Source organism: Sphaerotilus montanus (genome assembly GCF_013410775.1).
GTDB lineage: Bacteria > Pseudomonadota > Gammaproteobacteria > Burkholderiales > Burkholderiaceae_C > Sphaerotilus > Sphaerotilus montanus.
Genome location: NZ_JACCFH010000001.1, coordinates 242,076 through 255,074 on the forward strand (window position 1 = coordinate 242,076; position 12,999 = coordinate 255,074).

Genomic DNA, 12,999 nt, shown 5'->3' on the forward strand with positions numbered 1-12,999 from the left:
GAGCCGGTAGACAATGGACTTTTCGACCTCACACAAGGACGCTCCGAATGGGCACGCCATACGAACGGGACGTGGTGGCATGGGCGATGGAACAGGCCGCGCTGTTGCGGGCGGGCAAGCTCTCGGCCATCGACATTGAACACATCGCCGACGAAATCGAGGACGTTGCCAAGAGTGAGAAGCGCGAACTGGCCCGTCGGTTGTCGGCGTTGCTGGCGCACCTGCTGAGGTGGCAGCACATGCCTGGGCGCCGTTGCAGCAGTTGGACGCGTTCGATCAAGGTCCAGCGCAAGTCCATCGCCTCCGTGCTGCAGGCGGCGCCAAGCCTCACGGCCTCGCTGACTGACCCGCGCTGGGTGGAAGGCACGTGGCATGACGCTGTGGCGAAGGCGATTGACGAGACGGGGCTTGACACGTTCCCCGAGGATTGCCCGTGGTCGATCGATCAGGTGCTGTCGGCGGCGTTTTTCCCTGAGGCTTGAGACTTGACCACCACGACCACCCCCGCACGCACCGCCATCGTCCTCGGCGGCTCCGGCTCCGTCGGCGGCGCCTTGCTCCACGCCTTGTTCCACGACGAGGGTTTCGGGACCGTCATCACCCTGTCGCGCCGATCGCTGCCCGAGGCGGTCGCGCTGGCCCGCGCCACGGGTCGCCGGCTGGTGGAGAAACTCGTGCCCGACATGGCGCCGGCGTCCCTCGCCGCAGCGACCCTGGAGGTGGCGCGAGCGGTCGGCGGCGAGCTGGAAGGGTTCAGCGTGCTGGGCGTCGGCGCCGACACGGCGAAGCTCACGCTGGAGGCGCATCGCGCGGTCGATGTGGCGCTGAACGAGGCGTTCGCCCGGGCGCTGCGGGAGTCGGGCCAGGTCCGGCACCTCGCGTTCATGAGCGCCGCCGGGGCGGACCCGACAGCGAAGACCAGCGGCAGCGGCGCGGCCGGCATGGCGCGCTACAACCGCGTGAAAGGCGAGGCGGAAGAAGCCGTGCGCGCGAGCGGGCCGGCGATCGTGAGCGTGTTCCGGCCTGCGATGATCATCGGGTCGCGGCACACGCCGTGGCTGCTTGCAAAGGCGCTGCCCTTGTTTTCGTTCGTGACGCCGGGGAAGTATCGGTCGATACGGGTGGAGCAGATCGCGGGGGCGATGATCGCGGCGGCGAAGCGGCATCCGGCGACAAACGCGACGTATCACTACCCGGAAATGGCGGCGCTGATCGCGAGTGGGCGGCAGTAGTTCTCGACGCGAGAAGCACACAAGAGAACGGACCTGTCGCAATCACAGATTCCCACGCTCATGGGTGTGTCTGTTCGCACGTGCCAGGGTTGGGAGCAAGGGTGCAAGCAGCCCAGCGGGGCGGCGAGGAGGTTGCTTGCAATCGCGAGAACCAATCCGAGCGCCGTGCTGATAGTCGTAGAGAGATGATAGGCTGGAATTTGGTGAATATTCACCTAAGCGACGTGGAGGAATTCACGTCGCTTTTCCGTTTATGAAAACGTATTGTACCTCCATGCTCAGTTAGCTGACGTTGTGGCTAGACTCAGTGAATGAAAAATTTTCGTTAATTTATTCTAGGAACCTACTAGGTAGCACACCTACCCGAAATATCAGTTACTTCAACGCGAAGGAAATCAACTGAAAAATTTTAAACAGCACAAGAATCACATGCAGCTCCTTGAAAAATCAAGGGAATCAACTTATAAAAAGGTAAAACCAAAATGACGATATTTGAACTCGTGAAGATTGCACTCGACACACTTTACAAAGAAGCAACCAAAACCCATGGCAATGACGCAGACAAGGCAATTACAGAGCAGATTAAGTATCTCTCAAAAAGTTATACTCAGCTAAGTAGCAATGATCGTGAACCAGTCAACTACAAAGATCCAGCCACCCGTTTTGCCTACGTCTACAAATACGTAGCTTCTCACGGCGACTACGTTGTCCAAGTTTTGGAAGTACTTCGCCAGAAGTTGGAGGGCCGAATCTTTAAGACAGACAGCATTCGCGTTTCTTGTGTGGGTGGAGGTCCCGGGAGCGACATCATTGCACTTCTTAAATATCTCGATGAACGAAAAGCCACCGAGAAAGTAAAAAAAGTTACATGCTATCTCCTTGACCGTGAACAGGCTTGGGCAGACACATGGGTCGAACTTGATGACTCACTCCAGACAGACCTAGTCCTTCATGCCAATTTTCAGCCGCTAGATGTCACGAAACCTGAATCTTGGGCCCAGCAAAAGAAATTCTTGGAGGCAGACGTCTTCACGATGAGCTACTTCGTCTCCGAAGTTATGGCTCTTGACAAAGATGGAGTCGTCACAAAATTCTGGGAAAAACTCTTCAAAGAAGCGAAGCCAGGTGCGATCTTTATTTATGATGACAACGGACATGACACTTTCAACAGGTACTTCGACAAGCAATGGAAAGCGGCCAAACTAAATTGCCTTGTTGAAGCAACGAATGAAGATTTTTGGCCGAGGTATAATGAACAAAAGTCCGAACTCGGCGAATTTCTTAAGAAATTCGGTCAGCAGCCAAAGTTAAAGACTTCACTCACCTATCGCGTACTCCAAAAACCTTGAGCCTCGACCTCTTTCAGCCGGAACCCAGCTTAGATCGTCTTCCGCTGGAAGGGGCCGATGTTCAACTCATACCAAATTTTCTTTCTAGCGGCGAGGTTGAGTACATACTACAAGAACTGATCGAAAAAACTCATTGGCGGGCTGAAGAGTTGGTTGTTTGGGGTAAACGGTATCCTCAACCGCGGTTGGTTGCCTGGTATGGAGACTCTGGCCGAACGTACACCTACTCAGGCATTGCCATGCAGCCATTGCCGTGGACACATCGCCTTCTCGAACTGCGTTCGAGGGTCGAAGAGGCTTGCGCGGAAAGTTTCAATAGTGTTTTGTTGAACTACTACCGCAATGAGCGGGACAGCATTGGTATGCATAGTGATGACGAACCAGAACTGGGCCCCCGACCAACCATCGCATCGTTGAGCCTTGGCGAGCAGAGAGTATTCACGTTTAAGCCGCGTCGCAACCAGACACTACGTCCTGTTCACTTGCCCTTACCGTCCGGAAGCTTACTGCTGATGAAAGGAGAAACTCAGCAGAACTGGAAACATGGAATCGCAAAGACGACGAGACCCATGGGGCCAAGGATCAATCTCACCTTCCGGCAAATTGGCCTCACTCTAGGACAGAGTAGTAAAGATTTGCGGCCACTTATATCAAACGTTAGCCCTCAAGCACGCTCGATGCATAACGAATCCTCCTCTGACACACTACTAAAAATATGGCGGCAAAAAGAAATACCGATTATTCTTCGTCGAGCAAATCCTCAGCCATTACTTGCGAAAATACCATTCGCACAAAACAATTTCGAATGGCTCCGCGATGACCAGAGAAATAAGCCAGAATGGAATTCGCAATATAAGGCCTGGCAAATTCCACAAGCCTGGTTCGAGCGAACAATTCGACTTTGCTTGCGGCGCTATTCCAAGTGCTACGTGATTCAATTACACAGGGAACAGCAGGTATGCGCCCCAGCTTGCTGGAATGCCCAAGGCGCGGACTGCGAATGCTCCTGCATGGGTGAGAATCACGGCACTGGGCATCCCGGTGGTCGATGGTACGAAATTGACGAAACACTGGCTGTGTCTTGGGGTGTCCAAAAGTACGCCTGCCGCCTCTTTCGTTCCATAAGTTCCGCCTGAGTAATCCGTACGCCCAAAAACAAAACGGGCAGCCACTGCAAAGTGCCGCCCGCCCATATCAGCCCTGAAACAGCCACCCAATCAGGCGGGCTGCCCGGACCTTTCGATCAATCCACGATCAGAACGCGTCCAGCGCCATCGCACACACCGAATCCGCCCCCGCAACGATCGCATCCCGCAGCCCCGGCACCTTCACCAGAATGTGCTCCGCATAGAACTGCGCCGTGGTGACCTTGGCCTGCATGAAGGCGACGTCCTCGCCCTCGTTGATGCAGTCCTGCGCCGCCAGCAGCGCGCGGCCCATCTGCCAGCCGGCCATCAGGTTGCCGGTGAGCATCAGGTAAGGCACCGAGCCGGCATACGCGGCGTTCGGGTTGCTGCGGCCATTGGCGGCGATGAAGTCCACCGCGTCGAGGAAGGCCAGTCGCGCCGCCGTCAGGTTCTTCGCGAACGACTGGGCCGCCACGCTGTCCCGCGCCGCCAGCAGCACCTCGGTCTGCTCGATCTGCCCGGCCAGCGCCTTGGCGGTCTGCCCACCATCGCGCCCGGTCTTGCGCCCCACGAGGTCGTTGGCCTGGATGGCGGTCGTGCCTTCGTAGATGGTCAGGATCTTGGCGTCGCGGTAATACTGCGCCGCGCCCGTTTCCTCGATGAAGCCCATGCCGCCGTGGACCTGCACGCCCAGGCTCGTCACCTCCAGGCTCATCTCGGTCGAGTAGCCCTTCACCAGCGGCACCATGAACTCGTAGAAGGTCTGGTTGACCTTGCGGGTGTCGGCGTCCGGGTGGTGGTGCGCGGCGTCATACGCGGCCCCCGCCACCAGCGCCAGCGAGCGGCAGCCCTCGGTGTAGGCGCGCATCGTCATCAGCATCCGGCGCACGTCGGCGTGGTGGATGATCGCCGCCGCACCCGGCGTCGAGCCATCCACCGGCCGCGACTGCACGCGGTCACGCGCGTACTGCACCGCCTTCTGGTACGCCCGCTCGGCCACCGCGATGCCCTGCACGCCCACCGCGAAACGGGCGGCGTTCATCATGATGAACATGTATTCGAGGCCGCGGTTCTCCTGCCCCACCAGGTAGCCGACCGCGCCGCCGTGGTCGCCGAACTGCAGCACCGCGGTCGGGCTGGCCTTGATGCCCATCTTGTGTTCGATCGAGACGCAGTGCGCGTCGTTGCGCTCACCCAGGCTGCCGTCCGCGTTCACCATGAACTTCGGCACGATGAACAGGCTGATGCCCTTCACGCCCTCCGGCGCGCCGACCACGCGGGCCAGCACGAGGTGGACGATGTTCTCGGCCATGTCGTGTTCGCCATACGTGATGAAGATCTTGGTGCCAAAGATCTTGTAGGTGCCGTCCGGCTGCGGCTCGGCCTTGGTGCGCACCGCCGCCAGGTCGGAGCCGGCCTGCGGCTCGGTCAGGTTCATCGTGCCGGTCCAGCGGCCTTCGACCATCGGCGTCAGGTAGGTCGCCTTCTGCTCGTCAGTGCCGGCGGTCAGCAGCGCCTCGATCGCCCCGTCCGTCAGCAGCGGGCACAGCGCGAAGCTCAGGTTGGCGCTGTTGATCATCTCGATGCAGGCCGCGCCGATCGCCTTCGGCAGGCCTTGGCCGCCGAACTCCTCGGGGTGCTGCAGGCCCTGCCAGCCACCTTCGCCCAGTTGGCGGAAGGCGTCCTTGAAGCCGGGCGTGGTCGTGACGACGCCGTCCTTGAACCACGACGGGTTCTTGTCGCCTTCCCAGTTCAGCGGGGCGACGACGTTCTCGTTGAACTTCGCGCACTCGTCGAGCACGGCCTGGGCGGTGTCGAGGCCGTGGTCGGCGAAGGCGGGGATCTGGGTGAGCTGCTCCAGGCCGGCGAGTTCCTTGAGGCCGAACATGAAGTCCTTGACGGGGGCGCGGTAGGTCATTTTTCGGAGTCCTTCTGGGGCTTTTGTGGTCGAAATACGGTCGAAACGTCGAAAAAAAGGCGCCGCATCGAGTGGGGCGCCCTTCGGGACGGGGTTTGCGTCGGTGTCGGTGCCGGTTTACAGCGCCTTCACCAGCTCCGGCACGGCGGTGAAGAGGTCGGCTTCGAGACCGTAGTCGGCGACGCTGAAGATCGGGGCTTCGGGATCCTTGTTGATCGCGACGATCACCTTGGAGTCCTTCATGCCGGCCAGGTGCTGGATCGCGCCCGAGATGCCAGCCGCGATGTACAGGCTCGGCGCCACGATCTTGCCGGTCTGACCGACCTGCCAGTCGTTGGGCGCGTAGCCCGCGTCCACCGCCGCGCGGCTCGCGCCGAGCGCAGCGCCCAGCTTATCCGCCAGCGGGATCAGCACTTCATTGAACTTGTCGCTGGAGCCCAGCGCGCGACCACCGGAGACGATGATCTTGGCAGCAGTCAGCTCGGGGCGATCGCTCTTCGTGACCTCGCGGCCGACGAACTGGCTCTTGCCTGAGTCGGCCACGGTGGCAACCGATTCGACAGCGGCCGAGCCACCGGTCGTGGCCGCGGCGTCGAAGCCGGTCGTGCGCACGGTGATGACCTTGACGGCGTCCGTGCTCTGGACCGTGGCGATGGCGTTGCCGGCGTAGATCGGGCGCTCGAATGTGTCGCCGCTGATGACCTTCGTGATGTCGGTCACCTGGGCCACATCCAGCTTGGCGGCAACGCGCGGGGCGACGTTCTTGCCGCTGGCGGTCGCCGGGAACAGCAGGTGGCTGTAGGCACCAGCCACGGCCAGCACCTGCGCCGCGAGGTTCTCGGCCAGACCGTCGGCGAGGCTCGCGCCGTCGGCGTGCAGCACCTTGGTGACGCCGGCGATCTGGGCCGCGGCAGCAGCGGCAGCGGCGGCGTTAGCGCCCGCGACCAGCACGTGGACTTCACCGAGCTGCGCCGCAGCGGTCACGGTGTTCAGCGTGGCGCCCTTGATGGACGCGTTGTCGTGTTCAGCAATGACGAGTGCAGACATCTCAGATCACCTTCGCTTCGTTCTTCAGCTTGGCGACCAGCGTCGCCACGTCCGCCACCTTGATGCCCGCGCCGCGCTTGGCCGGCTCGGCGACCTTCAGCGTCTTGATGCGCGACGCGACATTCACGCCCAGCGCGTCCGGCTTGATGACTTCCAGCGGCTTCTTCTTCGCCTTCATGATGTTCGGCAGCGTCACATAACGCGGCTCGTTCAGGCGCAGGTCGGTGGTGATGATCGCCGGCAGCGAGACCGACACCGTTTCCAGGCCGCCGTCCACTTCGCGGGTCACCACGGCGCGGCCGTCCACGACTTCGACCTTCGAGGCGAACGTGGCTTGCGGCAGATCCGCCAGCGCCGCCAGCATCTGGCCGGTCTGGTTGCAGTCGTCGTCGATCGCCTGCTTGCCCAGGATCACCAAGCCCGGCTGTTCGCGGTCCACCAGCGCCTTGAGCAGCTTGGCCACCGCCAGCGGCTGCAGCTCGTCCGCGCACTCGACCAGGATGCCCCGGTCAGCGCCGATGGCCATCGCCGTGCGCAGCGTTTCCTGGCACTGCGTGACACCGCACGACACGGCGATGATCTCGGTGACCACGCCCTTTTCCTTCAGGCGCACCGCCTCTTCGACGGCGATCTCGTCGAAGGGGTTCATGCTCATCTTGACGTTGGCGATGTCCACCCCCGTGCCATCGGACTTGACGCGGACCTTGACGTTGTAGTCGACGACCCGCTTGACGGGTACGAGTGCCTTCATGCGAAGTTCTCCAGTGTTTGAATGGGTCTGAAATCGGACGGCGGGAAAGCAATTCTAGGGGCCGCCCAAGCGTGAATTGCGACGGATTGTGGCAGCGTCACCGAAAAAAGCACGATCGTTCGATTTTAGCCAATCTTGCCGCACTGCACCATCACGGCCCCTGTTTTTTGCATCAGGGAACACCCGAAGACCGGCGGTCGGGACCGCAACGGGCACTGCTAGACTGGCGCTCCACCGCTGATCCCGCCTGCATGACGACCTCCGCGCCCTCCTCCGCCCCACGCATCGGCGTGTTCGATTCCGGCCTGGGCGGGCTGTCGGTGCTGCGGTCGATCCGGCAGCAACTGCCCGCGGCGCAGCTGCTCTATGTCGCCGATTCGGGCCACGCGCCGTACGGCGAGCGCGGCGACGACTATGTCTGCGCCCGCTCGCTGGCCATCGCCGAGTTCCTCTACCAGCAGGGCGCGCAACTGCTGGTGATCGCGTGCAACACCGCCACGGCGGCTGCAGCGACCGCACTGCGCGCACGCTATCCGGACGGGCGCATCGTCGGCGTCGAGCCGGGCGTGAAACCGGCCGCGGCGCTGAGCCGCAATGGCCGTGTCGGCGTGATGGCCACCAACGGCACGCTGCGCAGCGAGCGCTTTCGCCTGCTCGCGCAAGCCCACGCCGCCCACCTCGACCTGCGCCTGCAGGCCTGCACCGGCCTGGCCGCCGCGATCGAAGCTGGCGAGATCGATGCCCCGGCCGTGCACGAGCGGGTGGAGACCCACTGCGCGGCGCTGCGGGCGCAGGACGTGGACACGGTCGTGCTCGGCTGCACGCACTACCCCTTCGTCGCCCACCACATCCAGGCGGCGATGGGCGACACGGTCCGTCTGATCGACACCTCCGACGCGGTCGCGCGGCGCACGGTGTCGCTGATCGGTGCGCCGGGCGCCGGTTCCGCGGAAGGTCCGACCACGGCCACGCCACTGGCGCAGTTGTGGACCACGGGGGATGTCGCCACGCTGCGGGGCTTCGTGCACCGCTGGCTCGAGTTCCCCTGCGCCTTCGAGGCCTTGGCCACATAGTGCGACAACGCGAAAAATCTCCCTGTCGCTTATAGTGCCGCTGCGAAATAGTTCTCGGATTCGCACCGAAACCAGCCTCAGAAGGATCTCCGATGCGCACTGCAAGCCTGTCCCGCCGTCTCTTCACCGGCACGCTGCTGGCTTCTCTGCTGGCCAGCGGCGCTGCCCAGGCCCAGACCACCGTGCGGGTGGGCTCCAAGATCGACACGGAAGGCTCGCTGCTCGGCAACCTGATCATCCAGGTGCTCGAAGCCGGCGGCATCCGCACCGAGAACAAGGTCCAGCTCGGCAACACCAAGATCGTGCGCGGCGCCCTCATGGCCGGCGAGATCGACATCTACCCCGAATACACCGGCAACGGCGCCTTCATGTTCTCGGTCGAGAAGGATCCCGTCTGGAAGGACGCCAAGGCCGGCTACGAAAAGGTCAAGGCGCTCGACTTCCAGGCCAACAAGATCGTCTGGCTGGAGCCCGCCCCGGCCAACAACACCTGGGCCATCGCGATCCGCAAGGACGTGGCCACCGCCAACAAGCTGAAGACGCTGGACGACATGGGCCGCTGGATCGCCGGAGGCGGCAAGTTCAAGCTGGCGGCGTCGGCCGAGTTCGTCGAGCGCCCGGACGCCCTGCCCGCCTTCCAGACCGCCTACGGTTTCAAGCTCAAGCAGGACCAGCTGCTCACGCTGGCCGGCGGTGACACCACGGTGACCATCAAGGCCGCCGCCGAGCAGACCTCGGGCGTCAACGCCGCGATGGCCTATGGCACCGATGGCCCGGTGGCAGCGCTGGGACTGGTGGTGCTGGACGACACCAAGGGCGTGCAGCCGATCTACGCCCCGGCGCCGATCGTGCGCGCCGAGGTGCTGGAGAAACACCCGAAGATCCGCGACCTGCTCGCCCCGGTGTTCAGGACGCTGGATGGCCCGACGCTGCAGTCGCTGAACGCCCGCATCGCGCTGGGTGGTGAAGACGCGAAGAAAGTCGCCGCCAGCTACCTGAAGTCCAAGGGCTTCATCAAGTAAGCAGGCACAGCAGCACGCGCCGATGCGAGGCCGACCTCGCCCCACGCACCCGGTGCTGTGGGTGCTGCTGCTGGCGGGGATGGCCGCTGCGTTCGGCCTGCCCTTCCTGACGCAGGCGCCGAACCGGCTCCTGTCTGGCGTGGGTGTGCCCTTGTCCGAGGTGCTCGTCGGCACGCGGCACTGGGCACTGGCGCCCGTCCTGTTGCTGCTCGCTGCGGCACTTCACGCACCGTCGGCCTCCACGACGCGCTGGCTGGCCCTGGTCGGCGCCACCGGTCTGCTGGCCGGGCTGACCTGGCTGGCCGGCACCCACGCCAGCGCGCTGCAGTCCGAGGACCTGCCGCTGGGCCGCACCTCGCTGGGCGGCGGCTACTGGGTGCTGGCCGTGCTGTGCGGACTGGCGATGGCCGAGGCGGTGCGGGGCTGGTCGACACGCGCCTGGCTGTCGCTGCTGGGCAGCGTGGTGTTCGTCGCACCAGTGGTCGCACTGGTGTGGAATGGCCAGCTGGACGCCCTCTCGCTCATGAAGGAATACGACAACCGCCGGGACGTGTTCGACGCAGCCCTGCAGCGGCACCTGCTGCTGGTCGGCGCCACGCTGTTGCCGACGCTGCTGATCGGCGTGCCGCTGGGCGTGCTGGCGAGCCGACGCCCGAAGATGCAGCCGGCGCTGCTGTCGGCGCTCAACCTGCTCCAGACGGTGCCGTCGATCGCCCTGTTCGCGCTGCTGATGGTGCCGCTGGCAGCGCTGGCCAGCCGGTGGCCGGTGCTCGCGCACTGGGGCATCAGCGGCATCGGCGTGGCGCCAGCGGTCACGGCGCTGACCCTGTATTCGCTGCTGCCGACGGTGCGCAGCACGATGGCCGGGCTGGACCAGATCGCGCCGGGTGTGCTGGAAGCGGCACGCGGCATGGGCATGACGCGCCGGCAACTGTTCTGGCAGGTCGAGGTGCCGCTGGCCTGGCCGGTCTGGCTGGCGGGCCTGCGGGTGACCACCGTGCAGGCACTCGGACTGGCGATGGTGTCGGCGCTGATCGGCGCGGGCGGGTTCGGGGCGGTGATGTTCCAGGGACTGCTGAGCAGCGCCGTGGACCTCGTGCTGCTGGGGGTGGTGCCGGTGGTGGCGCTGGCGGTGGTGGCGGATGCGCTGTTCAAGGTGCTCGCGCAATGGACGACGCGGGGAGCGCGATGATCGAATTCCAGCAGGTGGGCAAGTCCTTCGGCGGCCAGGCGGTGGTCGAGGATGTCTCGCTGACCATCGCACCGGGCGAATTCGTGGTGCTGATCGGGCGCTCCGGCTCGGGCAAATCGACCACGCTGAAGATGGTCAACCGGCTGGTCGAACACGACCGGGGGCGCATCCTCTTTGCCGGCCAGGAGATCCGGTCCTTCCAGCCCGAAGACCTGCGCCGGCGCATGGGCTACGCGATCCAGTCGACGGGGCTGTTTCCGCACTGGACGGTGGAGCGCAACATCGCCTGCGTGCCAACCCTGCTGCAATGGCCCGCAGCGCGCATCCGCGACCGGGTCACCGAGCTGCTCGAACTGCTGCAACTGCCGCCGGATCTTTACCGCGGACGCTACCCGAACGCGTTGTCGGGAGGCCAGCAGCAGCGGGTCGGCGTGGCGCGGGCGCTGGCCGCGGACCCGGACGTGCTGCTGATGGACGAGCCCTTCGGTGCGCTCGACCCGATCACCCGTGCCGCGCTGCAGACCGAACTGGCGCGCATCCACCGGCTCTCCGGCAAGACCATCGTGCTGGTGACGCACGACATCGACGAGGCACTGCGCCTGGGCAGCCGCATCGTGCTGCTGGACCACGGACGCATCGTCCAGGTCGGCACGCCCCGGCAACTGCTGGCGGAGCCAGCCAACGATTTCGTGCGCGACTTCATCGGCCGCAGCGACACGGGGCTGCGCCTGCTGGCGCTCGACACCGTCGCCAGCCGCTTGCGCCGGGAACCGGCCAGGTCCGGTGCCTCAGCGAGCCTGCGCGACACCGATTCGCTGCGCGATGCGCTGTCGATGCTGCTCGCGCAGGGGGTCTCGTGTCTGCCGGTGGTCGATGGCGCGGGGCAGCCGTGCGGGCAATTGCATCTGGCCGATCTGGTGCCGAGCGGGTCATGAAGCGCAGCCGCTGGGCAGATCCGTTGCCGTGGGCGCTGCTCGCGCTGGTCGGGCTCACGCTGGGCATGTCTTCGCTCAAGCCGCTGTTTGCCGCCGGCTTCCCCGCGCTGGACCGGCCGATGTACGAGCAGGACAGCTTCCTGGCGCTGATGCTGTCGCACATCGGGCTGGTGGCGGTATCCAGCCTGGTCTCGGTGCTGCTGGGCTGGGCTGCCGGCGTGTTCGCCACGCGGCCCGCCGGGCGGGCGTTTCGACCACTGATCGAAACCATCGTCGCGATGGGGCAGACCATTCCGCCGGTCGCGGTGCTGGCGATCGCGGCACCGCTGATCGGCTTTGGCGAGACGCCGGCACTGATCGCGCTCGCGCTGTATGGACTGCTGCCGGTCGTTCAGCAGACGCTGGCCGGGCTTGGGTCCGTGCCCGAGGATGTGCTGGATGCAGCAACCGGGCTGGGCATGACGCCAGCGCAGCGCTTGTGGCAGGTCGAGTGGCCGCTGGCCTGGCCGGTGACGCTGTCGGGCGTGCGCACGTCGGTGATCATCAACATCGGCACGGCAGCGGTGGCCTCGACGGTCGGCGCCAGGACGCTGGGATCCCCCATCATCGTCGGCCTCAGCGGCTTCAATACCGCGTATGTGCTGCAGGGGGCGGTGCTGGTCGGGCTCCTGGCCGTGGTGGTCGACCTGGGCTTCGAACGGCTGATACCCAGGCGCTGACGCAGAAAGCAGAAAAGCCGTCACATGGACGGCTTTTTTGCTTGTTGGAGCGGGAAACGAGACTCGAACTCGCGACCTCAACCTTGGCAAGGTTGCGCTCTACCAACTGAGCTATTCCCGCAATACTTTTTAACTGACCTGCGAACTTGGTGCCCGGGACGGGAATCGAACCCGTACGCCCCCTCACGGGAAAGCGGCGGATTTTAAGTCCGCAGTGTCTACCAATTTCACCACCCGGGCTGCTGACCAGCACCAGACAAGACAAAACTGGAGCGGGAAACGAGACTCGAACTCGCGACCTCAACCTTGGCAAGGTTGCGCTCTACCAACTGAGCTATTCCCGCATTCAACCAACTGGATCAGATTCTGGAGGCGCGGAGTGGAGTCGAACCACCCTACACGGATTTGCAATCCGCTGCATAACCGCTTTGCTACCGCGCCACTGACCATCTTCACCAACAAAAAAGGAAGCCAACTTGCGCTCCCTTTTTCGGAAACCTGCGCAAAACTGGAGCGGGAAACGAGACTCGAACTCGCGACCTCAACCTTGGCAAGGTTGCGCTCTACCAACTGAGCTATTCCCGCTTTGCATTTTTGCCTTCTTGACTAGCTGCACCGCATTTGGTGTTTGGCG

Annotated in this window: 12 protein-coding genes and 5 tRNA genes; 9 read left to right on the forward strand and 8 right to left on the reverse strand. The window is 63.7% G+C overall.

What is annotated here, in order from left to right; all coding sequences use genetic code 11:
- Positions 1–47: 47 nt before the first annotated feature.
- The 4 genes from BDD16_RS01085 to BDD16_RS22880 all read left to right on the forward strand — a co-directional run bounded on the left by BDD16_RS01085 (position 48) and on the right by BDD16_RS22880 (position 3,717).
- A complete protein-coding gene (locus BDD16_RS01085) occupies positions 48–482 on the forward strand; it encodes a DUF29 domain-containing protein (RefSeq protein ID WP_179632233.1) in 435 nt (144 codons plus the stop codon).
- Between the two features lie 3 nt (positions 483–485).
- Positions 486–1,232: a Rossmann-fold NAD(P)-binding domain-containing protein gene (locus BDD16_RS01090; protein ID WP_179632234.1), complete on the forward strand. Its 747-nt coding sequence runs from the start codon at positions 486–488 to the stop codon at positions 1,230–1,232.
- 500 nt (positions 1,233–1,732) lie between these two features.
- On the forward strand, positions 1,733–2,581 hold the full coding sequence (locus BDD16_RS01095; protein WP_179632235.1) for a hypothetical protein: 849 nt from the start codon (positions 1,733–1,735) through the stop codon (positions 2,579–2,581).
- Complete coding sequence (locus tag BDD16_RS22880) at positions 2,578–3,717, forward strand: alpha-ketoglutarate-dependent dioxygenase AlkB family protein (RefSeq protein ID WP_246332438.1); 1,140 nt, start codon at positions 2,578–2,580, stop codon at positions 3,715–3,717. The genes BDD16_RS01095 and BDD16_RS22880 overlap by 4 nt, the downstream gene beginning before the upstream one ends.
- Positions 3,718–3,835: 118 nt before the next feature.
- Here the strand turns inward: BDD16_RS22880 and BDD16_RS01110 are convergent, their stop codons facing one another.
- From BDD16_RS01110 to BDD16_RS01120, 3 genes are all read right to left on the reverse strand, one after another.
- Positions 3,836–5,626 (reverse strand): acyl-CoA dehydrogenase, encoded by a 1,791-nt coding sequence (locus BDD16_RS01110; protein WP_179632236.1) that lies wholly within the window; start codon positions 5,624–5,626, stop codon positions 3,836–3,838.
- Positions 5,627–5,743: 117 nt separating this feature from the next.
- The gene (locus tag BDD16_RS01115) at positions 5,744–6,673 is read right to left on the reverse strand and encodes an electron transfer flavoprotein subunit alpha/FixB family protein (protein WP_179632237.1); all 930 of its coding nucleotides are present in this window, start codon (positions 6,671–6,673) and stop codon (positions 5,744–5,746) included.
- Between the two features lies 1 nt (position 6,674).
- A complete protein-coding gene (locus BDD16_RS01120; RefSeq protein WP_179632238.1) occupies positions 6,675–7,424 on the reverse strand; it encodes an electron transfer flavoprotein subunit beta/FixA family protein in 750 nt (249 codons plus the stop codon).
- A gap of 251 nt (positions 7,425–7,675) precedes the next feature.
- Here BDD16_RS01120 and murI point away from each other — a divergent pair, with 251 nt between their 5' ends.
- From murI to BDD16_RS01145, 5 genes are all read left to right on the forward strand, one after another.
- On the forward strand, positions 7,676–8,497 hold the full coding sequence (murI, locus tag BDD16_RS01125) for a glutamate racemase (RefSeq protein WP_179632239.1): 822 nt from the start codon (positions 7,676–7,678) through the stop codon (positions 8,495–8,497).
- A gap of 92 nt (positions 8,498–8,589) precedes the next feature.
- Positions 8,590–9,519: a glycine betaine ABC transporter substrate-binding protein OsmF gene (gene osmF, locus BDD16_RS01130; RefSeq protein ID WP_179632240.1), complete on the forward strand. Its 930-nt coding sequence runs from the start codon at positions 8,590–8,592 to the stop codon at positions 9,517–9,519.
- Between the two features lie 22 nt (positions 9,520–9,541).
- Positions 9,542–10,711: an ABC transporter permease gene (locus tag BDD16_RS01135; RefSeq protein ID WP_179632241.1), complete on the forward strand. Its 1,170-nt coding sequence runs from the start codon at positions 9,542–9,544 to the stop codon at positions 10,709–10,711.
- On the forward strand, positions 10,708–11,646 hold the full coding sequence (locus BDD16_RS01140) for an ABC transporter ATP-binding protein (protein ID WP_179635943.1): 939 nt from the start codon (positions 10,708–10,710) through the stop codon (positions 11,644–11,646). Before BDD16_RS01135 ends, BDD16_RS01140 begins: the two co-directional genes overlap by 4 nt.
- Positions 11,643–12,365, forward strand: coding sequence for an ABC transporter permease (locus BDD16_RS01145; RefSeq protein WP_179632242.1), 723 nt, complete (start codon positions 11,643–11,645; stop codon positions 12,363–12,365). The genes BDD16_RS01140 and BDD16_RS01145 overlap by 4 nt, the downstream gene beginning before the upstream one ends.
- A 45-nt stretch (positions 12,366–12,410) precedes the next feature.
- On the opposite strand, the gene BDD16_RS01150 is transcribed toward BDD16_RS01145, so the two are convergent.
- The 5 genes from BDD16_RS01150 to BDD16_RS01170 form a co-directional block, all read right to left on the reverse strand.
- A tRNA-Gly gene (locus BDD16_RS01150) sits at positions 12,411–12,486 on the reverse strand.
- 26 nt (positions 12,487–12,512) lie between these two features.
- Positions 12,513–12,605: transfer RNA gene (locus tag BDD16_RS01155), tRNA-Leu, on the reverse strand.
- Positions 12,606–12,633: 28 nt separating this feature from the next.
- Positions 12,634–12,709 (reverse strand) — tRNA-Gly (locus tag BDD16_RS01160).
- 23 nt (positions 12,710–12,732) lie between these two features.
- Positions 12,733–12,806: transfer RNA gene (locus tag BDD16_RS01165), tRNA-Cys, on the reverse strand.
- A 68-nt stretch (positions 12,807–12,874) separates the two neighbouring features.
- Positions 12,875–12,950 (reverse strand) — tRNA-Gly (locus BDD16_RS01170).
- Between the last annotated feature and the right edge of the window lie 49 nt (positions 12,951–12,999).